Origin of the sequence: Thermoleptolyngbya sichuanensis A183, from assembly GCF_013177315.1 — a bacterium.
GTDB classification, from domain to species: Bacteria; Cyanobacteriota; Cyanobacteriia; order Elainellales; family Elainellaceae; genus Thermoleptolyngbya; species Thermoleptolyngbya sichuanensis.
This window is the reverse complement of record NZ_CP053661.1, coordinates 2,541,919-2,567,742: the sequence shown is the minus strand read 5'-3', so window position 1 is coordinate 2,567,742 and position 25,824 is coordinate 2,541,919. Positions and strand designations below refer to the sequence as shown.

Sequence of the window (25,824 nt, the reverse complement as noted above, 5' to 3'; positions counted from 1 at the left end):
ACCTACTAGCCTTTTATTGGCATCAGCCGCTCCAGCGCTAGGTCAGAGGCGACTTGGGTGAGGCGGCCGAGGTCGGTGGGGTCGGGCAGGTGGGGAATCAGGCCGAGGATGGGAACCTGGGTGAGGGACTGGATCAGGTCGGCAGGGGCCCAGTCGTCAATCTCCTGCTGGGTGCAGGGCGCGATGCAGTTTAGCACAATGCCCTTGACATGGACGCGGGCCTGGCGGGCGAGGGCGACATTGGCGACCGCTTGCCCAATTGCCCCCAGCTTCACCGGAACCACCAGGACGGTGGGAATGCGCCAGTCCCAAGCGAGGTCGGCAACGGTGGTTTCGTGGGTGACGGGCGAACCGAGGCTGCCCAGCGCCTCGACCAGCACCCAGTCTTTTTGTTTAGAAAGAGTTTCAAAGGTGTGCCACGCGCTGTCTAGGTTGATGTTGCGGCCTTCTTTTTCGGCAGCGATGGGCGGCGCTAGGGGCGAGTCAAAGTGGATGGGGTTGATCTCGCTAATGGACTGGTTGAGTGGGAAGAGGCGCTGATAGAGTTCGCGATCGCCCTTGCCAGACTGCACAGGTTTCATAATGCCGAGCGATCGCCCGCCGCTGTGAGCTTGCCAGTAGGCCGCCAGTGCCGAAATCAGCACCGTTTTTCCCGTATCTGAATCCGTCGCTGCAATCAAAAGCGCGCTCAAAACCAACTCCTAGTGACCATTTCCAAAAAGACACGTTCCAGTTGCTAACTCAAGCTAGCAAACTGGATAGGACTTACGCAGTTGGACGATTTATCATAAGCTGTGCCCGCGAGAAATCGTCCAAAGCCCAGAAAACTTATCGCGAGTGTGTAAGTCCTGCTGGATAAAAAACTGGGACAGAACCTTTCCCAGCGAAAACCTACATTATATCGCAGCGGTCAAGCTGTCTCTAGAACCAGTGTTGAGGATGCCCATACCTGCGTAGGCTATAGGCTTCTACCTGCATGGGTTAAGCGCCTTCTGGAGGTTTTGGAGGTTTTGGAGGTTTTGTCTGCAATGGCGGCACTTTGGGCGCTTCGGGCGGTTCCCAGATTGGCGACGCGATGCCCGACAATTCCCGTATAGTGGGGACAGAATGACTGGCAGGAGAGCGTTATGTTTGGTTTGGGCTGGCCCGAGGTTGCCATTATTGCAGTCGTTGCGATTCTTATTTTTGGGCCTAAAAAGATCCCTGAACTAGGCGGGGCTTTGGGCAAGACGCTGCGGGGCTTCAAGGAGGGGATGAACGGAGTAGACGAAGAGGGCGATCGCGAACCGGAAGAATAGCCCCCAAAGTCCAGATTTGGCCGGTCAAAGTGGCATTACCTCAGAGGCAATTCGAGAACTGCTTGAGCGATTGCCAGATGCACCCGATAGAGTTCATCCCACTTTTGTAACCCTCACCCTAAATCCTTCTCCCACTCTGGGAGAGGGACTTTTGAAAAAAAGCCATAGAAACCATAAAGCTGCTGAACCCTGCCGTAGAGTCAGGGGCGGTTCTGCTAGGAATGCTGTAAGTGCTTTTGGCAGTGCGGCAGGTTAGTCCCGTTCGAGAAGCCATCATCGTGCGGCGGGGCAGTCTTGTGCTTATCGCGTTGAATAACTGGTTTCGTACTGATTTCATGCTGATACTGATTTCAGAGCTAATTTGTAAAGGAGCCTGAAAGCCTTGTTAATCAAGGATTTCCGAGAAACCGCTTTTCCTGGGCAAACATGACCTCAAAGCCACACATGCCAAGAGTTTCAGGCTTCTTAAGATTTGCTTCATAAATTAGCTCTCATGCTGATTACGATAAGCAATCACCCCTTGGGAACGTCGCCCTGATTTCGTACTAACTACGATCAGCAGTCACCCCTTGGGAACATTGCCCATCTTTTCCAACAGATTTTTCCAACAGGCTTTTCCAACAGAAACCCTCATGCATTGGGGAGCGAGCGGGAACCTGCGATCGCCCAAATCCATCATATGTTCCGTCCTCTAGCGCTTTCGCTGGAAAAATCGAGGCTCCTCCAAAACATGACAGGCAATTGATCCTGTGATCGAGCAGTTTTTGGAAATCATGCTGTCAGGTGATACAGCAAACTGACCCACACGCGCTAAAACATGAGGCGGCGAGGCTAACTGCCTCCTCTACCCGTTTCTCTATTAGCTTTATTAGCTTTTACACTTCTTTATTTTTGGCGCTGCTTTCCCTCCGTTTCTGATTTCCTAATCTCAAAGCGCACGTCCCTTCAGTCACTTTTCACCCAAACTTTCCTTTCTGTATGTCAACTCCCGGAAAACTCGATACCACCTTCAATGGCAACGGCCGCATCACCTTTGGGCTAGATGGGCTCGACCAGGCCCGCAGAGTGCTGGTTCAAGCCGATGGCAAAATTCTGGCGCTGGGCGACAGCAGTGGCAGCTTTTCGGCGGCCAGGCTGACGGCGGATGGTTCCCTGGACAATAGCTTTGCGGGCAACGGCAGAACCGTGCTGAACTTCAGCGGCACGCAGGTTTTGCGCGATGCAGTGCTGCAATCTGACGGCAAGCTCATCATGGTGGGCGACAGCGATGGCGATTTTGGCATTGTCCGCTTCAACCTCAACGGTTCGCTTGACAGTTCCTTTGCCGGAAATGGCCGCCAGTCTACCAACTTTGGGGCTACAGAAACGGTTCAAAAAGTGTTGCTGCAAAACGACGGTCGCATTCTGGTGATTGGCCAAAGCAGCAGCACCTTTAGCGGCAACAGCTTTGCAGTGGCCCGCTATCGCACGGACGGTTCTCGCGACACCAGTTTTGATAGCAATGGGCGCAATTCGACCAACCTGGGTGCCACGGCGCAGGTTAGCGACGGGCTGCTACAAAATGACGGCAAGATTGTGGTTGCGGGCACCGACGGATCGGCGTTTGCGCTGGTGCGCTATCGCACGGATGGGTCGCTCGATCGAGACTTTGGCAGTCGGGGCATTGTGCGGACGCGCATCGGCAGCGGCACGACGTTTTCAATTGCTCAACGGGTGCTGCTGCAAAATGACGGCAAGCTGATCGCCGTGGGGACGAGTAGCGATGATTTTGCGATCGCCCGTTATAACTCCGACGGGTCTCTCGACCGCAGCTTTGGGCGATCGGGCGTGCGAACTACTGATTTTGGCGGCTTCTTTACCACCGTGGATGCGGTGACGGATGCGGTGCTGCTGTCGGATGGCAAGATTTTGGTGGCAGGGACGAGCGGCGGACGGGTCGCCCTGGCGCGATACAACCGAGACGGCAGCCTCGACTCTAGCTTTGACGGCAATGGGCGCGTCACGACCAGTTTGGGCAATAACAGCACGGCAAAGAAGGTGTTGGTGCAGCCCAATGGCAAGATTTTGGTGCTGGCGGTGAGCGATGGCAGGGCTGCGCTGTTGCGCTACAACAGCAACGGTTCTCTGGACAACAGCTTCGACGGCAACGGGCGCGTCACGACGGATCTCGATGCGGCGGACAACAATGCCGATATTGCGCTCCAGCCCGATGGCAATCTGGTGCTTGTGGGAACCAATGTAGGCTTCTTTGACCGAGATTTTTCGGTGCGCCGCTATGTGGGCGATCGCATCGACGTGAGCCTGGGCACGCCCATTGAACCCATCGACTTTAACAACGGGCCCGCTGGCATTACTCGCAACGGCACCGCTGCCAACGACCGGATTGCGGGCACTCCCGGCAACGATATCCTGCGCGGCAAGCGGGGTAACGATGTGGTAGACGGCAAACGGGGCAACGATCGCCTGTTTGGCGGTGAAGGCAATGACAGCCTGATCGGCCGCGATGGGCGAGATGAATTGGTGGGCGGCAACGGCGACGACACGCTGAAGGGCGGCAAGCGCGGCGATATCCTGATTGGCGGGCGCGGAGCCGATGTGCTGTCGGGCGGGCAGGGCATCGATATGTTTGTCTATAACAACCTGAACGACGCAGGCGATATCATTACCGACTTTGAAGCGGTGGATCGCATTGACCTGCGTGGCATCTTCCGCAGCCCCACCTTTGCTGCGCCCAGCCCCACGGCTCAATACAACCAGTTCATTCGGCTGGTGCAAAATGGCGCGAATACGGAAGTGCAAATCGACCGCGACGGCAACGGCCTGCGGCTAGATTTCATAACGCTGGTGACGCTGCGAAACGTGTCGCTGGATGCGGTGCGACCTCGAAATTTCGTGATTGCCTAGCCGCCGCTCCTGCGGAGACATTGTTCCGTTCTGGGAATTTTGCGCTACGCTCTGAAGCGATCGCCCAACTCACAGACCCCACAAGCCGGAGTGCAAGGGCGATCGCTTCGTCATGTGCGTTTGCTGCTGGACTGTGGGTTATTTCAGAAGGGCGATCGCCCCTCAGATCCATCCTGGTGCGAACCCAATCTGCGAACCGTCCATCGAGTAAAATTAGTACGAAAGTACTTTACTCATTCCCCCAACGCCCTATGGTGCAATATACGCTCGCCCAAAGCCCCGACGTGATCCTCACCGTTCCCGGCAAGGACTCCGCCAAAGCCCGCGACAAAGCGATGGATCAGCTCATTGAGCTAATGGAATCCGGCAGCCTGCCCACGGATCTTTCCGATGGCTTTGGGCCCCATCAGTTTATCGAAGTCAAGGAGCCTGTGTTGACCAACACCGAAGATGAAGACGCAATCACTCAGGCCGTGCAGGTTCTCAGCAACCTGGCCACCCTAAAGCTGCGGGTGCAGGCCTCCCGGGCCGAGGCGATGAAGATCCGCGCCCAAATCGACACCCTGTTCACCGATGAGGTTGTCAGCGAAGAAGAAATCGCCAGCCTCAAAGAGGGCTTTAAGGTGCTAAAAACCTACGCCCAGGCAAACCTGCGCTACCAGGAAGCCCGCGCTCAGGCAGAGCAGGCGAGGACGGTGCTAGATCGGGCGCTGAAATCGGAAGGAGAGAAGACGTAACTGACGGGCGATCGGGGGCAAATCTGCCACTCACTCTAGGGCGTGCTTTAAAGCCCTTTGATCCCCCCTAGCCCTCCTTAACAAGGAGGGAACTGGGCCAAACCGATCCGGAAGTCCCCCTTTTTAAGGGGGATTCAGGGAGATCGACTCCGGGTAATCAACGACCTAGAAAGTCTAAAGTCCCCCTTTTTAAGGGGGATTTAGGGGGATCGACCTGACTGCCTGACACAAGTGGTTGAAAGAGTTGAGACCTCGTCAACAGAGGGAAAAGGTGAGCTGACATGAGACGCTGAAATTTGCGTCATCTCAGGGTCTGTATCATGCCAGCCACCACCTGCCTCTATGATCAAGTGCTGTCGTTATTGCGTCAATCCAGTAATGCCCGCGACCTGCGCCACCTCAAAGCGCTGGCGTGGATGGTGACGGCCCTGGTGTGCAGCGGTCGGTTGAGCCTGCCGCAGTGGGAAGCCTATGTGCCCAGTCGGGCCCGTCAGGCGCAAAGCACCGAACGCCGGTGGCAGCGCTTCCTAGGCAATCGCCGGGTGCGGGTCAAAAGTCTGTACGTGCCGCTGGTGCTAGCCGCCATCCATCGCTGGCAAGGTCGGCGGCTTTACCTGGCGCTCGATACGACGGTGTTGTGGAATCGCTACTGCAGGATTCACCTGACGGTTACCTGTTGCGGACGAGCGGTGCCGCTGCTGTGGCGGGTTTTGGAGCATCCCAGTGCCACCGTCAGCACGAAGCGATACCTCCCCATGCTGCGGTTAGCCCATCGGCTGTTGCAGTCGTACCCCGATGTGATGGTGTTAGCCGACCGCGGGTTTGCTAACCATGACCTGCTGGAGTGGCTAAGCCAAAGTCGCTGGCACTATTGTTTACGCTTGCCCAGTGACGTAGTGGTGCAGGGTCCGCGCCGTCATCCTGTTAAGGTAGGCTATCTGTGGCCTCCCAAAGGTGAAGCTCGACTCTATGAAGGGGTGGGAATCTGGAGCGAGGGGCGCTGGCGCTGCAATTTGGTGCTGGCTCATGTCAAAGGCGTCGAGGAACCCTGGGCGGTCATCACTGATGAGTCTCCCTCCCTCAATACCCTGTGGCAATATGCTCTCCGCTTTCGAGTCGAGGAGCTTTTCCTCGATTCTAAATCTGGTGTCTTTGAGTTAGAAGCTTCCGGCATCCGCTCCGCTCCGGCTCTCGAACGCCTCTATCTGGTCGCGGCGATCGCTATCCTTGATGGCACGACCCAGGGCATGGCGGTGCAACTCGATGGGCTACGCTGCCAGGTTGACCCGCACTGGAGGCGAGGGATTAGCTATCTCAACATAGGTTTGCGCTGGCTCAAGGGTGCCGTCAATAAAGGGCGAACACTGCTTCAGCTGATTGCCCTATTTACCGTTGACCCTGAACCCTGTTTTGCCTCTAAAAAAGCTGAAGCCCACTATTATGACCGCATTTGGTTTTCTAGAATTCAATCCTTGTGCTGCCAGCCGACACCCGGGCAGTCCGCATAAAAAGATGTGTCAGGCAGTCAGCTTACGCACTTTCGATAAGCTCTTTGAATTTTGGACAATTTCTCGCGGGCTGCGCCCGCGAGAAATTGTCCAACTGCGTAAGTCCTACAAGCCATTCAAAAATGCCTGGGTTTCTTCGGCTTCGTAGGGCATTCCAAGCTGTTCAAACAGCGCTAGGGCTTCCCGCGCCCAGCGTTGCGCTTCGGAGGGGTTGCCCCGCGCCTGCACCAGTTCGGCAAAGGAGCGTTTCACATAGGCGCTGCGGGTCGGGTCGTCCTGTTGCTCTGCAATCCGCAGCCCTTCGACCAAAAGCTGCTCCGACTCGTCGAGTTTGCCCTCGCGCACGGCGATGTCGGCCAGCCAGTTTTCCGTCATCCGCACGGCCCGTTCCCAGCCGACCTCGTGGGCCTGGGCGCGGGCGGTTTCAAAGACCTGCTTGGCGGCGGCAATCTGGCCGGCTTTGAAATAGGTCATGCCTCGATAGTAAAGAAGCTGCACCCGCTGGCGGGCATACTTTCCGGCGGGCCAGTCGGCCGGGTTGAGCAGGGCCTCTGCTTCGTCTAGCAACTGATGGGCCTCGTCAAACTGCTGCTGCTGGGTTCGCAGGACAGACATTTTTTTCGCCCATTCGGTCTGGAACGGCTGGTCTTGATAGTCGCGCAGGGTTTGAATTTGCTCGAATAGCTGCTCGGCTTCTTCTAGCGCCCTGGGCTTGCGGGTGGCGGTCAGCGTCCAGGCACGGTCGAGCATTACCTCTGCCAGGGTGCGCCACTGGCTGCGCTGGGTGGCCTGAGCAATCAGCCATTCTGTCCACCGCAGGCGATCGCCCCAATAGTCTGTCCGTCCCTTGCGCCGCCCCATGCTGTAGGTATAAGCCTTGACGTTGTTCCAGATCTGGAGCAGTTCGTCATACCAGCCCTCGGTCATACAAAAATCGGCGATCGCCCGCAGGTTTTGCCATTCCTCTTGCAGTCCGTCAAACGACGAGTGCCAGGTTTTTACTTCCTGGTTGGCATAGGGTTCAGAAAAATGAAGCGCCCAGGCGACCCACCGCTGCCGCGCTACCTGGGCAAAGTCGGGATGCGCCTTTAGCTCTGCCAGGGCGTATTCTTGCGTCAGAGGCAGCATTCCGTAGCGATTGTCCTGCTGATTTACCAGCGAGAGTTGACAAAGCTGCGACAGCGCTCCTTGCAGCGCATCGGGCGAGGTCGCCACATCCGCCACCTGAAACAGGGTTTCGCGCAAGACCGGGGTCGGAAACATGGCCAGCGCCATCAGCAGGTGATGAGACGGCTGGCCGCGCAAACCGTTCACCGTTGTCTCAAAGCAAAAGCGGGCCACGTCGCCCGTCGGGTTCGACATGCCCTGCAACACCGTCGCTAGGTCAAAGTCGTTGGCAAGCTGCCCGATGGCGTAGTGTATGGCTACGGGTAGGCCGCCTGTGGCCCGCAGCAGGGCCCGCCGTTCCGTGGGGTTCAGCGCCACGCCCTTTTCCTGGGCTTCATGCTGAATCAGGCTCAGCGCCTCGTCGGTGGGCATTGCCACCAGCCGCACAGGGACGAAGACCGACTGTTCGCGGGTGGTCACCAAGCTTTTGACCGATGGCGGCAGATCGTGGAGGAAACTCAGCACCATCTGCGGATTTTCCATCGTTTCCAGATTGTCGATGATCAGCAGCGTCCGGCGTGGTGCGTGGCTCGCTGAGGAACTGCCGTGCAGCGATCGCCGAATCATGTGAATCTGCTCATTCAGGCTGGCTCCGGCGAGTTCCGTTTCGCCCAGCACGTCGGCGATTTGCTGCAAAATGTCTTGGAGCGATCGCATCGGGTCAAAGCGTTGCAGCAGCCCAAAGGATTGCAGATAGCACAGCTTGGCCGATACAAAAATCAGCGCATTGAAGGTGGGGACATTTGGATAGGTCTGGGGGTTGCGACTGGCCGCCAAACAGCGCCGCGCACACTCTACCGCCAGCGAGGTTTTGCCCACGCCGCCAATGCCCGCAATGCTGATCAAATGGGCGGCGTGGTCGGGCGAGAGGAGGTGCAGCAGGCGCTCAATCTCTGCCTCACGCCCAATAAAGGCCGTGCTGGTGGGCGCGGGCAGGTTCTCTAAAATAAACGGCTGAGCAATAAACCGCTGAGCGGGCGATTCGCGAAGCGATCCCTGCGGGAATCGCCCCTCCAAATCAATCCCATTGGGCAAATCCTGCGGCGCTAAAGTCGCAGCCTCATCGGCCCGATCGAGTGCGTTTTCTGAAAAATCTGAGCCAATAGACAGAGTGTTTGGCTGAGCCTGCTGGCTATAGTCTTCCAAGATCAGCCGCAGATTTTTGATGCCGACTTTTTGTGAACAGGCTTGCGACAGTAGCTTCCACAGACGCGGCGCAAACACTCGCTCGACGGTGCCCTGGGAGTAGCCCACCACCTGAATATCCTTGAGCTTGCTGCCCCGCAGCGCTTGCTCCAGCACGATCTTATCGACATCGGTGAGGGACTGATGCAGGCGATCGCCCACCAGCCGATCGGCTACGGCGATGAGTTCCGTAATTTTGGCTTTTTCCGTCGTCACCGTCCGCAGTGCCATATCGCCACCTCTCCGCAGTCCGCTGAAGTGCCAGCCTGCGATTAGCATAGAAGATCTGCTGTCGGCGCGATCGCCACGGGTTCTACAAGAACTTCAGCTGTTTCTTCAGTTTCTTCAATTATGTCTCTTTACTTTGCTATGACATCGCAAACCCACTGACGTTGCAGAAAGAGCAAGAGGTGCTTCCCGGATTTACCCTACCACTGGCTAATTTATTTCAAAAACTTTCGTTTTAAGGTCAAATCAACAGCTAGAAATTGATCCAGACGGTGTACTGACAATTGTGCAACCGTTCGATCCACGAATCATATAAGAGCCATCACTTGGATCGTAATGGGTCGATGAGCCGCTGCGGTTGCTGTTGCTTGGTTGAGGATTGCCATACTGTGATGCAAAGATATTGCCCTGAATTACTGGATTGCCTTCATAACCCCAGTTTCCGTTTTGATCTAGCCAATAGCGTCCTGCTGGAATACGAGTACCCATCAGATATTCCAGTAGTGCCAGTTCTTGACCTTGCACCAATTGACCATTGATCACAACTTGAGCGGTTGCTGTCATATTCAGTGGCCCCAGTAATGAAATTAGGGAAATTGCGAGGGTAATCAGTGTTTTTTTCATGAGTCTGCACCTTGATCATCAGGGAAGCTTGGTGGAGCGAATTAGCTTGTACGCTCCAAACACTTATCGACCCAAGGCATAACTTTTACGCAACCGCAGGCTTCATTTTGAGTAGGCTGAATTTTGAGCAGGCTTAACCTTGAACCGTCAACGCAGAATCTTCGCTCTCAGATTCCGGTAAACGTTGATCCTCTGGGCGCTGTGGGGTAAGCCGCTACCGTTGAACGGCAGTTTCTCGGACATCAACGCAGGCTGCATCGATCAGGCGCGATCGCCCAGCGCGGACGGCGGTGCAGCGGTCGAGCAAAGGAACAATGGCCGGAGTTTCGCCCTGTTCTAGCGTGGCGATCGCCTCGTCTACCGCAGATTTGAAGGAGCTATGCACCAGCCAATCTTTCTGGCGCAGGTATTCGGGTTGGAAGGCGGCATCTTCAATCCAGATCCAGTCAATGCCGTAGTTTTGAATAACTTGCTGAACGGTTTGTAGATTGGGGCTGTATTGCAACTGCAACAGGGCGATCGCTCTATTTTGAATCTCTTGGTAATAGTCGGGGTGATAGGCCAGCGCAAACTCCCGACCCACCAGCGTAGACCGCAGCGCGAACGCGGGCACATTGTCGGCCTCGTCGGCCAAAGAGGCCACCAGCGCAGACTTGGGCTGCTCTGCCAAAAACTGATGGATGGCGGGCGTTTGGGCGATTTGCCAGTTTTGCAGGATATAGATCAACGGCGGTACGAGCGGCACGAGCGTCACCACGGCGGCAAGACAGCCAAGCAGACCAATCAGCGTGCGATCGCCCTTTGCCAGGGGCACTTTGCCGCGCAGCTTGGGGCCAAATGTTTGCCAAAACTGGCTGATCAGCACGGTGAACACGATCGCCGCACTCAGCGGCAGCACAATCCGAAAGCTGTGGTAGTTATAGCGGCTGGGCAGGTAGAGGCGCGGCAAGAACAGGTGCGCCAGCACAAACCAGCCCATCGAGGCCAGCACCACGTCCACCAGCACCCGCACCTTGGGCGTGAGGTGCTGCATGGCGGCAAAGCGCGATTCGCGAAGCGATCCCCGCGGGAATCGCCCCAGCAGCGGCAGCGCCAGCCCCACCAAGCTGAGGGAGGGAAACAACTGGAGCCGGATGCCGCTGCGCCCGTTAAACCAAAAGTTGAGCGGCGGCACGCCAAAGTATTCGTTGCGTCCCATTAGCCCGTGTTCGGGCATGGAGCGCATCAGGTCATAGGTGAGGGGATTGCCCAGCGAATCCATCGCCCGACTGAAGGGCAAAATGACCAGCAGCGCCACGCCCAGCCCCGCGGCCCAAAACAGGTAATCGCGGCGGTCTTGGGACAGGCGGAACCGGTTGCCGCACCATTTCACCAGCGCCACGGTCAATACACCCACGCCCACCAGCATCAGATGCGGAAAAAAGAGTCCCTGTAACCCTAGCGCCAAAACGCACAGCAGGAGCGATCGCCGCAGCAGGTAATACAAAAACGCGGTGAAAATTGGATATACAAAGGCTCTAGGCGTACCAGAAATGAGGTCGTCGTTGAGCCAGAGCAGTTGGTCGGTGATCAGCGTACTGAGGAATGCGCCGAAGGGTGAGGGAAACAGTTCCAGGAAAATTAAGAACAGATAGATTGTCGTGCCCAAACTGAGCAGCAGCGGCAGGATTTTAACAAAGGTGAGGGCAGGAAGACCGAGCTTGGCGGCTGCGGCAAAGACGGCTTTGAAGCCCAGGGGCGCAACGGATTGGAAGTAGTTGGCGATCCAGTCGTTGGGGAATAGCTCTGGATCGGTGAAGCGCTGCATCCAGACGACATGCTGACGAACGTCATCCTGCACAATGTAGGGATAGCTAAAGGCATGGGCAATTGTCACCAGGCCGTAGTACAGCGTGAACAGCAGGCTGATGCCCAACCAGAATGCAAGGGGCGATCGCACGGACACGCGAGACGCTGACGAGCCGGAGGATGAGTTGGATGCAGGCTGGAATAGAATCATTGCAAGTTTCTGACCTTGGCAGTGATTTTGTCAAAGGATTGATTGAGCATGGGCAGCAACACGCTGTGCAGGCGGTTCAATACGCCCATTTCAAAGCCGGGAGTGATAGCAAAGGCGCGGCGCTGCACACCCGCCAGGATCACCTCGGCAACGCCATCAGCGCTCCAGGTCTTGGCGGTGGCAGTAATTTTTTGAGTGACAAGGGGCTTGGTTTTGTTTTCCTCGGCGAGTTGCGGCGTGTCGGTGTCGGGCGGATAGACAATGGACACGCCGATGCCTTTGGGTTTGAGTTCGCCCCGCAGAGACTCGGCCAGGCCGCGCAGGGCAAACTTGCTAGGACTGTAGGCGGTGTAGCCGTAGAGGCCGATCAGCCCTGCCCCAGAGGACACGCAGACAATCTGCCCGTGCCGCTGTTGCTCCATTGCGGGCAGGGCCGCGCGGATGCAGTACAGCGTGCCAAAGTAATTCACCGCCATGGTTCGCTCAAATACCTCGACGGGAATTTCTAGAAACTCGCCCGGCCGCGCAATTCCGGCGCAGGTGACGAGCCAATCCGGTGGGCCCAAATGGGCGATCGCCCGCTGCACGGCCTGGTCTGCCTGCGCTCGATCGGCCACGTCGGCGGCAACGGTGAAGACCTGCTGGTCGGGCAAGCGCCGCTTGGCTTCAAGCTGCGCCCGCGCCGCCTCTAGCTTTTCGGGGGTGCGGGCAATCAGCGAGAGGGAGGCTCCCTGGGCGGCCAATCGGTGGGCGATCGCCAGCCCAATGCCGCTAGAGCCGCCTGTGATGATGGCGTGTTTGGGTGGGTTCATCGGCTACGGCGCTCAATTTCTCGACGCAGGGAGACTAGAGTCGTCTCCAGTTCGCCGCGATAAACCCGCGAATAGACATCGCGCATCAGGTCAGATCTGGGGGAAATAACCACCTGATGGGTTAACACCAACTGGCGGGCCGAGGCTTGCTGAAGCTGCCAAACGCCCTGCATGATCGGCTCGTTGCCGTCCATCACCACAAACTGAATCTGCGAAGGTCGCTGCTCGGACGAAGCGATAGTGACGCGGTTTCGCACGGGAACTGAGGCCACCCGCAGCACGTTCACCTGCTCGAACGTAACCTGATTACCATTGCGGCTCAGCAGGCGGCTGGATTCAACATTGGGCAAAAACGATGCAAAGTTGTTGTAGTCAGTCAACACGGCCCAGGCGGCCGCAGCGGAGCCGTTGATCACCACCTGCCCTACAAACCGCCCGTTTTCGCCTGAAATCGTGACACCGGGAGCCGTCGCCACCGCACCGGGCAGTCGCAGCAACTCCGTTGGGGCGGTGCTTGAGAATTCCGTCGAGGGCAAGCTTCGTTGGGGGGCAGCGGTTGGTGCAGCGGCCAGCCCTGTCCCCAGCGCTGAGGTCAAGACAGCAGACGCGCTCAGCAGCGCTGTCAACCGAGTCCAACCGAATTGAAGTGAAATTTTCATAGGCAACCAGAGTTCAGAAAAACCAACTCCCCCGCATTGTATAGCAGGTGCCAGTTCCAGGGGAGACGGATTAGGGGGCAGGAATCGGGCCACAGGGCTGGCGCTGGAAGGGGTAGGTGGGCAGGGCGACGGTTTGCTGAAAATAGCGGCGATCGCCATCGTGCCAGGTCAATTCGCTGCCTTGCACAAAGGCGGTGGCAATGTCGGGAAGTTGGCCAGCGGCGGTGTCGGGCGACAGGTAGCGGGTGGATGCCGTGGGCGGCTGGGACGCGGCGGTGTAGTGAATCTGGAGGGCGGGCGCGGTGGGCTGGGCGCGGCCCTGGAGAATGCCCGGTGCAGGTGTGCCTTGTAGGACGGAATGCAGTTTTTGCAGCAGGTCTGGCAGGGAATCGGTGAGGATGGCAAGGCGCTGGGGCAGGGGCGATCGCCCCGTGTTGGCCGTCCAGCAGAGGTCGGCGATGGGGAAATTGGGATGCCGCTGCAAATGCTGCACATAGCGCTCGACCAGTTGGCGCAGGGCAGGTTCGGTGCGGGCAGAGAGGGTCAGCAGGTGCAGCGGATAGGGGAGCAGGGGGGCGGATTCAGGCGCGGGCGCTTCCGTCAGAACCACATGGGCATTGGCTCCGCTAAAGCCGAAGGCATTCACCCCGGCAATGCGGCGCGGCGCGTCCCAGGGGGTGGGGGCAGTGGGCACCTTCAGCGGCAGTTGGGCCCAGTTGATTTTCGGGTTAGGCTGGCGCAGGTGCAGATGGGGCGGCAGGGTTTGATGCTGGAGTGCGAGCACCACTTTGATCAGCCCAGCCATGCCAGAGGCGGCTTCCAGATGCCCGATGTTGGGTTTGACGGAGCCAATCCAGAGCGGTTCAGGGCGATTTACAGCGCGATCTGTCCCAGAAGCACCAAACACCTGCCCCAGGGCCTCTAGCTCGATGGAGTCACCCAGCACTGTGCCCGTGCCGTGGGCTTCCAGATAGCTGACTTGCTGCGGCTCTAGGCGGCTCTGCTTCAGGGCTTGGCGGATCACGGCCTGCTGCGCCAGTCCGTTGGGCACGGTCAGCCCGCTGGAGCGGCCGTCGTGATTGGTGGCGGAACCCAGGATCACCGCTTGCACAAAGTTGCGATCGCCCAAGGCCTCGTCCAGCCGCTTTAGCACCACCACGCCGCAGCCTTCGGAGCGGACAAAGCCGTCGGCGCTGGCATCAAAGCTGTGGCAGCGTCCGGTTGCAGACAGCATCTTCGCCTTGCAAAAGTTCACCATCATCTCCGGCGACAAAATCCGGTTCACCCCGCCGACGATCGCCAGGTCGCATTCCCGCTGGCGCAAGCTTTGGTAGGCCAGATGCACGGCGACGAGGGAAGAGGCACAGGCTGCGTCGATCGCCATGCTCGGTCCGGTGCTGCCCAGCAGATAAGATAAGCGGCCAGCAGCGGTGCTGTGGGTGTTTCCCGTGGTCAAGTAAGCATCGATCGTGCTGGGGTCTTGCTGCAAAAGCTGATGCCAGTAGTCGATGCCGCAGATGCCAACAAACACGCCGACCGATTGCCCCAACAGGCGGTGGGGCGAAATGCCGGCCTGCTCCAGCGCTTCCCAACTCACTTCCAGCAGGAGGCGCTGCTGCGGGTCGAGGCTGGCGGCTTCGCGGGGCGCAATGCGAAAAAAAGCCGCGTCAAAGTCGTGCAGATGGGGCACAAAGCCGCCGTGCCGCGTGTACATCTTACCCGCTGCGCTGGGGTCTGGACTGTAGTATTGGTCAAGGTTCCAGCGATCGCCCGGAATTTCGGTGATCGCGTCTTTGCCCGCGTGCAGCAGCGCCCAAAAGTCGTCCAGCGTCTCCGCACCGGGAAAGCGACAGCCCATGCCCACAATGGCGATCGGCGGGTGCTTTTCTGCCTCCAGCGCCTCTAGCTTTGCCTGGAGTTGCTGAATTGCTAGGAGGGCGCGTTTGGTGGGGGAGGCTTCGGTCATGGGGGATTTTAGATTTTGGATTTTAGATTTTAGATTTCGGATTTTGGATTTTTGGGTTAGGGGTTGAGGTTGAGGCGGTCGAGTTCGCTGAGCAGGAGGGCTTCGGCTTCGGCTTCGGTGAGCTGGGCAATTACTGCTTCGGTGTCGTTCCTGGAGTCGTTCAAGATGTTGTTCTCAGAGTCATTCGCGGCTGTGTCCTGCTCTGTTGAGAAGTGATGGGATTCTGCCGGGTCGGAAGCGGGTTCCAGCAGATGCAGCAGGTATTCCGTAAGGGTGGCGATCGTGGGATAGCTGTAGAGCAGTGCGTTGGGCAACGGCTGGGGCACTTGCTGTTGCAACTGGTGGGTTAGCTCAATGGTGGTGAGGGAGTCGAGGCCGAGGTCGGTGAAGCCCTGATGCGGGTCGAGACTGGAGGCGGGGCGACCCAGCAGGTTGGCGACGGCTTGCTGGAGGCGGGCGGTCAGGGCGGCGGGGCGATCGCCCGTTGGCAATTGGCGAATTTGCTCAAACCAGGAGTTGGCAATAGGTGCAGATGTGGAGGCAGGGGCTTGCGGTTTGGCATAAGGCAGCACGGCGACCTGGGGCACAGTTTCGGCCAGCAGCGCTTTGAGGAGGGTCACGCCCGTTTCAGGGGGGGTTGGCTCCATGCTCTGGAGGCCCTGGGGGGCAGCGCGGTCGGCGCGGCGGGCGGCCATGCCCACGGCTGCCCAGGGGCCCCAGTTGATGCTGAGGGCGGGCAGACCGAGCGATCGCCGCAGGTGGGCCAGCGCGTCCAGTCCGGCGTTGGCGGCGGCGTAGTTGGCTTGCCCCGCCGACCCCAAGACCGATGCGGCGGAGGAAAACAGCACAAAGCAGTCCAGCGGCCAGTCCTGACTGAGGCGATGCAGCGTCCATGCGCCCTGGAGTTTGGCGGCCATGACTGACTCGAATCGTTGCGGGGTCTGGTTGGCGATCGCCCCGTCGTCCAGCACGCCGGCCGCGTGAAACACCCCGCGAATTGGCAGATCGACAAAGGGGCGCTGGGATTGGAAAAAGTTCGTCACGGCGGCTTCATCCGCCAAGTCGAGTTGGGCAGTGGCGACGGATGCACCGGATTGCTCCCAGGTTGCCAACTCTGCGGCAATTGCGGGGCTGGGAGCCGTCCGCCCAATCAGCAGCAGGTGCGTTGCGCCCCATTCAACGAGCGATCGCCCCACCTGCACGCCCAGTCCACCCAGCCCGCCCGTGATTACATACACACTCTTGGGACGCGGCGCAAAGGTGGGTTTGGCGAACTCGATCACCACTTTGCCGATGTGCTGCGCCTGCTGCATACAGCGGAATGCGTCGATCACGCCGTCGCGCTGAAACTGGGTGTGGGGGAGCGGCTGAAGCTGGCCCGCCTCAACTTGCGCCATCACCCACCGCAGCATGGTCTGAATCTGGTCAGGCTGCTGCGTGGTCACCTGCATCAGGTCAATGGCGGTGTACTGCACGTCGGGGCGGAGTTGCCGCAGTTGCCAGACCAGCGCCGGGTCGGGTTTGCCGATATCCACAAAGCGCCCGCCGGGAGCCAGCAGCGCCGCACTTTTCAGCATGAAGTCGCCCGTGAGGGAATTTAGCACTAGGTCGATGGGCTGCTCCCCTGCGTCGCGAACCATCTCGGCGGCAAAATTGAGCGATCGCGAATTGTAGAGCCGGGTCACGCCGCACTGTTGCAGCACCGACCACTTGCTGGGGGAAGCAGTGGCGAACATCTCCGCGCTGATTTGTTGCGCCAGTTGCACCGCCGCCAGCCCCACGCCGCCCGCCGCCGCGTGAATCAGCACCCGCTCGCCCGGTTGCAGGCCGCCCACGGTTCGCAGCGCGTACTCAGCCGTAAGCATAGCCGTGGGCAGAGTGGCGGCTGCGACCGGGGTCAACGTGGCGGGTTTAGGGACTGCCAGCATTGCCGAAACCGTGACGAACTGTCCAAAGCAGCCGGGGGCGATTGCTACCATCACGTCACCCGGCGAAACGTCCCGCACTGCCGCACCCACGCGCACCACCTCGCCGACGCACTCCAGCCCCAAGGGGCCTGCCTCGCCGGGATAGCGCCCCAGCGCATTCAGCACATCGCGGAAGTTCAGCCCTGCCACCAGCACCCGCAGTTCGAGTTCGTCTGCTGCGGGCGATCGCCGCTCGACGGTTTCCCAAGCAAGGCGATCGAGGCTGCCCCGTTCTGCAATTTGGAGTTGCACCCCGCGAGAGTTCCCACCAGCCGCATTGCGATCGCCCCCCAGCAGGGCAGCCGCATAGGGTTGAACCTGAGCGACGTAGCGCTGTCCCCGGTGAATCGCCACGCCAGCATCCGCTGCGCCAGACTGCACCTCGGCCCACAGCATCGCCCCTGCGTCGGAGGCTGTACCCGGCTCTAGGTCGAGACAGCGGCACGGGAGGGCGGGATATTCCAGGGCGATCGTGCGACCCAGCCCCCAGAGGGGAGCCTGGGCCACGCCTGTGGACTGGGCTTCAGGCAAGATATTGAAGATATTGAGCGACTGGCTGCCCTGCGTCACTAGCCACAGAGGAGCCTGAACGCCCGTCTGAACCAAGGCTTGCGTCAGGTAGAGCGCTCCGGCATAGGCGGTGCGGGTGTCTGCCAGGGTCGCTGCATCCAGTCCCCAGAGGTAGATGACGCCGCCGAGCGTTGGGGTCTGCTGCAAAACCTGCTGCACCAGCGCGTGGAACTCGTCGGGGCGATCGCCCTTCACCCGCTGTGCTGCTTGTAGCGTGGGGGGGCGATCGCCTGGAACTTTGCCAGCCGGAACTGCTCCCGGAACTGCTCCCGGCACTACACCTGGAACTGCGCCCCTAACTGCGAGTGTATAAGTCTGCTGCGCCGCGTCTAGGCATTCGACCAATTGCTGCGCCACGCCCTGGGCGTCGGCAAAAATCAGCCAGTGGGCTGCGGGCTGCGAAGGCGGCGAGGCAGGGCGGGGTGCAGGCTGCCACGCGAGTTCATGGAGCCAGCGGGAAACGTCGGGCGTGCGGCCCCAAGCATGGGACGACACGGCTTTGGCGGTCAATCCGGCGATCGCCAGCACGGGCTTTCCCTGCTCATCAAACAGCCATACATCCGTCGTTAGCACGCTGGCAGACTGTTCTTTGACCGTCACATAGCTCCAGAGTTGATTGGATCGATGACCGTAATCGTGCAGGCAATCGAGACTAATCGGGACATAGGGTTGAGCAGGATTCTGTACCAAAGCCAAGACAACTTGCAGACAGGAATCGAGCAAAGCGGGATGAATGCCATAGTGTTCTGCCTGAGATTTCAGCGCGTCAGGAAGCTGCACGTATCCCAGAACGCTATTAAAAGGCTCCTGCGCCGGTCGCCAGACCTGCTTTATGCCCTGGAACCGTGGCCCATAGCCCAGTCCAGGGAAGGAAGCTAGCCACGTTGTCCAGTCGATTTCCAGCGGGTGGGTATGCTGAAGCTGGGAAAGATCGGGCGTGGAGATGGGGGCAGCCGCTGTGCTGAGGGTTCCGTGAGCGTGCAGCGTCCACTGGGCCTCGCCCTGTCTACCCTCGCCTTGGGCACTGTGAATCTCGAAGGTGTATCCAGTTTCCTTGGGTACAAGGCTGGTTTGGAGCGATCGCCCTCCACCCAGGGCTTCCTCCAGCACGAGCGCCTGCGCCAGCACCACATTTTCAAGCTGAAGCGGCTTGGACGGCAGCAGCATCGCCCCAGCTGCCAGCGCCATTTCCAGATAGGCCGCGCCAGGAAAGACGATTGCGCCGTGAATCCGGTGATCAGAGAGAAACGGCAGGGATGCCAGCCGAAGCTGCACGTCGAATAGGGTGGCGCGGGGCGTGGCAATTTTTTGGCCCAGCAGTGGATGGACAGCTTGAGGGAGTGGCTGGGCTGTGGCGCGTGCAGGTGAGACATCCAGCCAATAGCGCTGCCGCTGAAAGGGGTAGGTGGGCAGCGAGAGGCGCTGTCGGCCGTAGGGCTGATCGAATCCGCGCCAGTCGATGGTGACTCCGTTGCAGTAAAGCTGCTGGAGGCTGTGAAGTAGGGTAGCCCAGTTGTCTTGCGGCGGATGCAGGCTGGCTAGCCACTGAATTTCTGAATGGTTTTGAGAATGGGTCGGCGACGACCTCAGGATAGCTCCCGGATGATTCTGAGAAAGGGTTGAAGAACTGTTTGGAGACTGTGTTTCGGATGTCCGCTGTTCACGCTCTTGCCAGGCTTTTTGAATCGCTTTGCCCATGCCAGCTAGCACGGGTTTGGGGCCACATTCTAGCGCCACTGTGCAGCCAAACTGACGCAATTGGTCAACGCTGGCGGCAAACTGCACAGGCTGGCGCAACTGCCGACACCAGTAGTCCGGTGTCGTTATTTCCTCACCGCAGACCGTTCCCGTGAGGTTGGAGATCAGCGGCAGGCGGGGGCTGGTGAACTGAACTTGGCTGGCAAGGGCCCGGAATTCGTCCACCATCGGCTCCATCATTGGCGAGTGGAAGGCGTGGGAGACAGGCAGCGGCTTGACGGAAAACTGCGGCTGGAGGTGGGCGATCGCCCGATCGATCTGTGCAGGTTCACCGGAAATCACCGTATGCTGCGGGCCGTTGAGGGCGGCGATCGCCACGGTAATTCCGGCAGAATACAGGGTGGACTGGACGGCTTCGGCGCTGGCAAACACTGCCGCCATTGCGCCGGGGGGTTGCGCCTGCATCAGCCGTCCCCGATGCGCCACCAGCGTCAGCGCGTCCGCCAAGCTAAATACGCCCGCCACGCAGGCCGCTACATACTCGCCGATGCTGTGCCCCAGGACGATATCCGGCTGCACGCCCCAGGATCGCCACAATTCGCACAGGGCATACTCGACGGCAAACAGCGCGGGCTGGGCATAGCGGGTCTGCTGGAGGCGGTCAGCGGGTGCGTTGTCTGCGTTGTCTGCATTGTCATAGAGCAGGTCGGGCAGCGACCATCCCAGCAGCGGCCGCAGAATCTCGTCGCACTGGGCGATCGCCCCCCGAAACACGGGCTGCGCGTCGTAGAGCGATCGCCCCATCTGGGCATATTGCGCCCCCTGCCCCGTAAACAGAAACGCCACGGTGGGGCGGGTGGAGACGGTGTGAATTTCGGGCGCATTCAGCCAGCTTTGCAACTGCGCCTGGGCCTCGGCAGCGTCTGCCGCGACGATTGCCAGCCGGTGAGCAAAGGGCGATCGCCCGACATTGGCCGTAAAGCACACGTCGGCCAGGGGCGCGTCGGGATGCTCTGCGAAGAACTGGACATAACGACGGGCCAGGGCTTGCAGGGCAGCGGGCGTTTTGGCAGAAAGGGTCAGCGGGTGCAGCGGGCGATCGGGCGCAGAAGACCGCGGGGGCGGCAACGGGGGCGCTTCTTCCAGCACCACATGGGCATTCGTGCCGCCAATGCCCAGGGAGTTGACGCTGGCGCGGCACGGGGAGCCGTCCGTGTTCCAGTCGCGCAGCGTCGTATTCACAAAAAACGGGCTGTTGGAAAAGTCGATCTGCGGGTTGGGCTGCTGGAAATGCAGGCTGGGCGGCAGTTGGCGGTGCTGCAAACAGAGGACGGTTTTGATGAAGCCGACGATGCCAGAGGCGACGTTGAGATGGCCGACGTTGGTTTTGACGGAGCCGAGGGCGCAAAACTGCGGGCGCTGGGAGCCGCTGCGAAAGGCCCGGGTGAGGGCAGCAACTTCGATGGGGTCACCCAGTTCCGTGCCTGTGCCGTGGGCTTCGACGTAGGTAATGCTGTCTGGATCAACGCCTGCCATGGACAGGCACTCGCGGATCACGGCGGCCTGTCCATCGGCACGGGGCGCGAGATAGCCCGCCTTTTGGCTGCCGTCGTTGCCAATGGCGGAACCCTTGACCACGGCGTAGATCTGATCCCCGTCGGCGATCGCCTCTTGCAGCCGCTTCAGCACCACCACGCCCGCGCCGCTACCAAAGATCGTGCCCCGCGCTTGGGCATCAAACGCGCGACAGTGACCGTCTGGCGACAGGATCATGCCGTCTTGATACAGATGCCCCGCCCGCTGCGGCGTTTCCACCGACACGCCCCCTGCCATCGCCAGGTCGCACTCGCCGCGCAGGAGCGATTGACAGGCCAGATGCACGGCGACAAGCGACGTGGAGCAGGCGGTCTGCACGTTGACGCTGGGCCCCGTCAGGTTCAGCTTGTAGGATACGCGGGTGGTGAGGTAGTCCTTGTCGTTGGCGATCGCCATCTGAAAGCCGCCCATCGCGCTCAGCGTCACTACGTCCAGCGAGTCGTTAGCATCCAGCCGATGGCGATTGGGATAGACGTGGTTCAGCAGGTAGCTGTTCATAGATGCGCCTGCATAGAGGGCGATCGCCCCGCCGTCGGCCGCGTAGGCAAAGGGGTCGTAGCCCGCGTCCTCCAAGGCTTCCCAGGCGCACTCCAGCATCAGCCGCTGCTGCGGGTCGAGCAGTTCTGCCTCGCGGGGGCTATAGCCAAAAAAGTCCGCGTCGAACTGCTCCACATCGTCTAGAATCGGGCTGGCTTTTACATAGTTGGGATGGCGCACCAGATTAGGGTCTATGCCTGTTGCCAGGATTTCTTCATCGCTAAAAAAAGTGATAGACTCCACGCCATTTTGCAGGTTTTGCCAAAATTCCGCAGGCGAAGCGGCTCCGGGAAAGCGACAGGCCAGCCCAATTACCGCGATGTCGTTTGACGGTTCTGCATTTGACTGTCCTGCATTTTCTCGGCGACGCTGTGATGCACGAAGCGCTTCCGGCGGGAATCGCCGCTGGTTCTGAGGCATCGCTTCAGCCATCGGGGGCCGCGCCAGAAACTCGGCCAGGCTGCCAATGGTGGAATGCTGAAACAAGTCCACTGCCGAAACAGTATGACCCTGCTGATGAAGCTGGTGCAACACCTGCATCAGTTGCAGCGAACTGCCCCCCAGTTCAAAAAACTGCTCGTCGAGGGCGATCGCCCCCAGCCCCAGCACCGACTGCCAGATTTTCAACAGCGATCGCTCTAGCTGGTTGCGCGGCGGCGGGGCGGGTGGAACCTGCTGAAACGCTTCGGCGATGGACTGGAGGCAATCGCCAAACGCGCCAGCCTGAAAGCGGCGGCTGAGTTCGCTGCGCTGAATTTTGCCGAGGGCGGTTTTGGGAATGTCGTCCTGCGCCACCGGGATAACATAATCGGGACTCACACCCAGCCGCATAGCCACCTGCCGCCGCACGGCTTTCACCAGTTCCCTCAGGGCTGCGGCATCCGTCAGTTCAACGGTGGGATGCAGAAAAATGGCGAGGCGATCGCTCGTTTCCTGATCCCGGCGCACAGCGCAGGCCGCGGTGTAGGACACTTCTACACCGGGCAATTCCTCGACTACGGCTTCGATTTCGTGGCTATACACATTTGCGCCGTTGAGGATAATCAGGTCTTTTTGGCGGCCCGTGATGGTGAGCCGCCCGGTGTGCAGAAAACCCAGATCGCCCGTAATGAACCAGCCGTCGGGCGTAAAGCACTCGGCATTCAGGTCGGGGCGATTGTAGTAGCCGGGAGTGAGGGTCAGCCCGCGCACTTGCAGGCTGCCGACCTGACCTGCGGGCACGACCTGCTGCTGCTCGTCCACAATCCGCAGCGACACGCCGGGAATTGGCTGGCCGACCTTGACAAAGGTATCCGCATCGCTGGTGGAGGCGAGGGAAAATTCGTGGGAATGCACAATGCCAGAGGTGGTTTCCGACATGCCATAGCCGGGGCTGACCACACCATCCCGCAGACCGCAGGGCACCAGGAGTTGCAAAAAGCTGCGGGTGGTTTTGGCGACGACGGCCTCGGCTCCGTTGCCCATCCACTCCAGGCAGGACAAGTCCCACTGCCGCTGGGCCACCTCCTGCGGGCGATCGCAGATCAGCCCATAGGCAAAGTTGGGGGCCCAGGTGACGGTGACGCGATGGCGATCGCACAGATCCAGCCACCGCAGCGGGTCTTGCAGCACATAGTCGTTGCTGACCTGAATCTGCGGACAGCCGACAAAAACCTGCGTCAGGTGAAACATCACGAGGCTGGCGACATGTTCCAGCGGCATCCAGTTGAGGCTGAGGCTGCGCTCGGTAATACGGTTCACGGTCGCCATGCCAAAGGCGCTCACCAGCAGGTTGCGCTCCGTCAGCATCACGCCCTTGGGTTGCCCCGTGCTGCCGGAGGTAAACAGGATCAGCGCCAGTCGGTCGGTCGCCAACGCGGTGTCGAAAGGCGGTTCGAGCGGCGGATCGGACTCAGCAGCGAGCAGCGCTGGCAGGGGCAGCAGGCGGCTGGGGTCGCAGCGAAACTCGACAGAGCCGTCTGTGCAAAAGGCTTGCAGGGCAGGGGCGATCGCCCCGCTAACCAACACCCACGGGTGATCCAACTGTCCCAAAATAGCGCGGAACTGGAGCGCCTTGCTCTGCGACTCGGCATAGGCTGGCGGCACGGCAATGGGCACCACCACCAGTTCCCCCAGCCACCCCGCCCAGATTGCAGCGAGAAACTCATCGGGATCGGAAACTTGCAGGACGAGGCGATCGCCCGCTTTCACGCCTGCGGCCCGCAACCCGGCTAAAATTCTTGCGGCCTGCTGAGCCAGCGCCCGATAGGGCTGATGACATTCGGCTCCGGCTGGAGAAATGTGGAGAATTGCCCCTTCGCCGACGGCTGCGCGATGTAAAACCCTTGAGAGACTGGGCAGGGAGCGGAGATCTGCAACCTCATCACCATGACACACGGACAAAAACGCGGAATGGGCATCCATCATGCTGTTGTCTGTAGACAGCGCTTGAGAAAGCGATGACTCGCCGCTCAGCCCCCTTCAATTCAGAGCTAATTATACAGCACGGGTCTGGTGGGGGATGGCGCTGGGTGTATGTTTATTATGTTGCGCCTCGCGTGTGATTCACGGTGCCCTGCGGTATAACTTGCGTACCTGCGGGTAATACGTTTGGGTTAGGTAGGCTGCTGGCAGGGGTGCATCCTTCCTGGATGCCTAGAAACCCTCTTCAGCAGGCTTTTCAGGGGCGATCGCCCTTGTTGAGGGGTGCAGTTGAGGGGTGCAATAGTCCTCTGGAACCCTGATGCACTTTGTGCGTCATGCGCTGTGTCATCCTGGTCTTGTGCTAAAAAACACTCATGACTAAATAAACACCAAACCGACCTGCATGAACCCCGAATCATAAACGCTAAATGCCACGCTGTTTCGATGAGCCTTTTCAATCAGCCGGTTCGATAAGCCTCTGATGCAGATAGGACTTACGCAGTTGGACGATTTCTCGCGGGCTGCGCCCGCGAGAAATCGTCCAAAACCCAAAGAGCTTATCGCAAGTGCGTAAGTCCTGGCAGATTTTTTGATGCAGATTTTTCTGATGCGGACTTTGTCGCCGTAGCTGTTGTTTCTTGGGACCGAGTCCGACCTGCAATCCTATGGAGACCATTCACCTGATCATCGCCGACGAAACGCTCCGCGACGGAGAGCAGCAGGTCGGAGTCTGTTTTAGCAAAGACATAAAGCGCAGGCTGGCCCACGAAATCGCCAGCACTGGGGTTCACTCGCTCGCCCTGATGCCCGCCGTTCACCCGGTCGAGGAGCAGTTGACGAAAACGCTGGTAGCCGATGGGCTGGGGGGCCAACTGGCGGCCTCCACAATGATGAGCAAAGCCTGCATTTGGCAGTCCCAAACGACGGGGGTGCAGCACATTATTTTGTTTCATGCTGTGTCGGATCGGCTGCTGCTGCTGCGCGACCCAGAGATGCAGGTGGCGGAAGGCGGCCAGGCGCGGGAGGCAGCGCTGCTCAACGGCATCAAGGCGACCCCGGCTCAGGTGCAGATGGTGCGAGCAAATATGTGCCGTCGCGTCCGCCAGCATTTGGAATACGCGGCTCAGCTTGGACTGCGAATTAGCTTTGCAGCGGAGGATGCCAGCCGCGCCGATTTTGATTTTTTGGTGGAATGCATTAACCAGTTTTCGCCCTACCTGGAGCAGTTTTTGCTGTGCGATACGGTGGGCTGCCTTACGCCAGAAAAATCCTACATCTGGATTCACGATTTACTCGCGTCGGCCCGCTGTGCGCCGCTGATTGTGCATTTTCACAACGACATGGGGCTGGCCCTGGAGAACACGATCCAGGCGGTGCGGGCCGGGGCGGCGGGGATCTCTGGCACCTTTGGCGGCATCGGGGAGCGGGCGGGCAATGTGGCCATCGAGCAGGTGCTAAACGGGCTGCGGCTGCGGTTTGGCTGGGAGGTGGCGGGGATAGACTATGAGGCGATCGCCCGCGTCGGCCAGCACCTTGACCAACTGGGCGCACGGGCCTATCCGCCCTATTCGCAGGCGGCCCAGCGTCACGAAGCCGGGATTCATGTGCATTCCCTAATGCGCGATCGCCTCTCCTACGCCATTTTTCCCTACGGGCAGCCCGAAATCTGGTTCGGCAAACACAGCGGCGTAAGCAACATTCGCTACTTGTTTGAACACTGCCTGCAAAAGCCGCTCGACCGAGAAAAGTACGAGCAGATCTGCCAGGATATTAAAAATCTTTCAATCCAGCAAAACCGCTCGTTTTCCACCGATGAAATCCTCCAGTGGCTCCAGGAACAATCCTACGATTCCGCCTAAGCCAAACCAGGGCTGATTTTAGATTTTAGACTGCCGATTTTGGAGCATTAAATTAATTTGTTGTCTATGCGAGATTTTCAGCTATTTTCTGTACAGAATTGAGCCGA

General features: G+C 59.4%; 13 protein-coding genes. 5 read left to right on the top strand and 8 right to left on the bottom strand.

Annotated features, from left to right (window positions below):
* Positions 1-5: 5 nt before the first annotated feature.
* Entirely contained in the window at positions 6-692 is a 687-nt protein-coding gene (gene bioD / locus HPC62_RS10680) for a dethiobiotin synthase (RefSeq protein WP_172355511.1), read from the bottom strand.
* Positions 693-1,127: 435 nt separating this feature from the next.
* On the opposite strand from bioD, the gene tatA reads away from it, so the two are divergent.
* The 4 genes from tatA to HPC62_RS10660 all read left to right on the top strand — a co-directional run bounded on the left by tatA (position 1,128) and on the right by HPC62_RS10660 (position 6,447).
* Positions 1,128-1,298, top strand: a complete 171-nt coding sequence (tatA, locus tag HPC62_RS10675) for a twin-arginine translocase TatA/TatE family subunit (RefSeq protein WP_172355509.1) — start codon at positions 1,128-1,130, stop codon at positions 1,296-1,298.
* A gap of 978 nt (positions 1,299-2,276) precedes the next feature.
* Positions 2,277-4,202 carry a type I secretion C-terminal target domain-containing protein gene (locus HPC62_RS10670; protein ID WP_172355507.1) on the top strand — a complete coding sequence of 642 codons (1,926 nt, stop codon included), beginning with the start codon at positions 2,277-2,279 and terminating at the stop codon, positions 4,200-4,202.
* A 251-nt stretch (positions 4,203-4,453) separates the two neighbouring features.
* Complete coding sequence (locus HPC62_RS10665) at positions 4,454-4,939, top strand: hypothetical protein (RefSeq protein ID WP_172355505.1); 486 nt, start codon at positions 4,454-4,456, stop codon at positions 4,937-4,939.
* Positions 4,940-5,259: 320 nt separating this feature from the next.
* Entirely contained in the window at positions 5,260-6,447 is a 1,188-nt protein-coding gene (locus HPC62_RS10660; protein ID WP_172354921.1) for a transposase, read from the top strand.
* A 105-nt stretch (positions 6,448-6,552) separates the two neighbouring features.
* On the opposite strand, the gene HPC62_RS10655 is transcribed toward HPC62_RS10660, so the two are convergent.
* The 7 genes from HPC62_RS10655 to HPC62_RS10625 all read right to left on the bottom strand — a co-directional run bounded on the left by HPC62_RS10655 (position 6,553) and on the right by HPC62_RS10625 (position 23,861).
* Entirely contained in the window at positions 6,553-9,078 is a 2,526-nt protein-coding gene (locus tag HPC62_RS10655; RefSeq protein ID WP_172355503.1) for an AAA family ATPase, read from the bottom strand.
* A gap of 195 nt (positions 9,079-9,273) precedes the next feature.
* Positions 9,274-9,651, bottom strand: coding sequence for a hypothetical protein (locus tag HPC62_RS10650; RefSeq protein ID WP_172355501.1), 378 nt, complete (start codon positions 9,649-9,651; stop codon positions 9,274-9,276).
* Positions 9,652-9,865: 214 nt separating this feature from the next.
* Positions 9,866-11,650, bottom strand: coding sequence for a hypothetical protein (locus HPC62_RS10645; protein WP_172355499.1), 1,785 nt, complete (start codon positions 11,648-11,650; stop codon positions 9,866-9,868).
* The gene (locus HPC62_RS10640; protein WP_172355497.1) at positions 11,647-12,462 is read right to left on the bottom strand and encodes an SDR family oxidoreductase; all 816 of its coding nucleotides are present in this window, start codon (positions 12,460-12,462) and stop codon (positions 11,647-11,649) included. Before HPC62_RS10640 ends, HPC62_RS10645 begins: the two co-directional genes overlap by 4 nt.
* Positions 12,459-13,121: an SRPBCC family protein gene (locus HPC62_RS10635; RefSeq protein ID WP_172355495.1), complete on the bottom strand. Its 663-nt coding sequence runs from the start codon at positions 13,119-13,121 to the stop codon at positions 12,459-12,461. Before HPC62_RS10635 ends, HPC62_RS10640 begins: the two co-directional genes overlap by 4 nt.
* Positions 13,122-13,191: 70 nt before the next feature.
* Complete coding sequence (locus HPC62_RS10630; protein WP_172355493.1) at positions 13,192-15,087, bottom strand: type I polyketide synthase; 1,896 nt, start codon at positions 15,085-15,087, stop codon at positions 13,192-13,194.
* A 56-nt stretch (positions 15,088-15,143) separates the two neighbouring features.
* A complete protein-coding gene (locus tag HPC62_RS10625; RefSeq protein ID WP_216655353.1) occupies positions 15,144-23,861 on the bottom strand; it encodes a type I polyketide synthase in 8,718 nt (2,905 codons plus the stop codon).
* A gap of 662 nt (positions 23,862-24,523) precedes the next feature.
* Here HPC62_RS10625 and HPC62_RS10620 point away from each other — a divergent pair.
* Positions 24,524-25,717 (top strand): 2-isopropylmalate synthase, encoded by a 1,194-nt coding sequence (locus tag HPC62_RS10620; RefSeq protein ID WP_172355491.1) that lies wholly within the window; start codon positions 24,524-24,526, stop codon positions 25,715-25,717.
* The last annotated feature ends 107 nt before the right edge of the window (positions 25,718-25,824 follow it).

What these genes read in the sequence shown, in the direction of transcription:
- tatA (WP_172355509.1), top strand. Translation starts at nt 1,128, where the DNA reads ATGTTTGGTTTGGGCTGGCCCGAGGTTGCCATTATTGCAGTCGTTGCG.
- HPC62_RS10670 (WP_172355507.1), top strand. Translation starts at nt 2,277, where the DNA reads ATGTCAACTCCCGGAAAACTCGATACCACCTTCAATGGCAACGGCCGC.
- HPC62_RS10665 (WP_172355505.1), top strand. Translation starts at nt 4,454, where the DNA reads ATGGTGCAATATACGCTCGCCCAAAGCCCCGACGTGATCCTCACCGTT.
- HPC62_RS10660 (WP_172354921.1), top strand. Translation starts at nt 5,260, where the DNA reads ATGCCAGCCACCACCTGCCTCTATGATCAAGTGCTGTCGTTATTGCGT.
- HPC62_RS10655 (WP_172355503.1), bottom strand. Translation starts at nt 9,078, where the DNA reads ATGCTAATCGCAGGCTGGCACTTCAGCGGACTGCGGAGAGGTGGCGAT.
- HPC62_RS10650 (WP_172355501.1), bottom strand. Translation starts at nt 9,651, where the DNA reads ATGAAAAAAACACTGATTACCCTCGCAATTTCCCTAATTTCATTACTG.
- HPC62_RS10645 (WP_172355499.1), bottom strand. Translation starts at nt 11,650, where the DNA reads ATGATTCTATTCCAGCCTGCATCCAACTCATCCTCCGGCTCGTCAGCG.
- HPC62_RS10640 (WP_172355497.1), bottom strand. Translation starts at nt 12,462, where the DNA reads ATGAACCCACCCAAACACGCCATCATCACAGGCGGCTCTAGCGGCATT.
- HPC62_RS10635 (WP_172355495.1), bottom strand. Translation starts at nt 13,121, where the DNA reads ATGAAAATTTCACTTCAATTCGGTTGGACTCGGTTGACAGCGCTGCTG.
- HPC62_RS10630 (WP_172355493.1), bottom strand. Translation starts at nt 15,087, where the DNA reads ATGACCGAAGCCTCCCCCACCAAACGCGCCCTCCTAGCAATTCAGCAA.
- HPC62_RS10625 (WP_216655353.1), bottom strand. Translation starts at nt 23,861, where the DNA reads ATGATGGATGCCCATTCCGCGTTTTTGTCCGTGTGTCATGGTGATGAG.
- HPC62_RS10620 (WP_172355491.1), top strand. Translation starts at nt 24,524, where the DNA reads ATGGAGACCATTCACCTGATCATCGCCGACGAAACGCTCCGCGACGGA.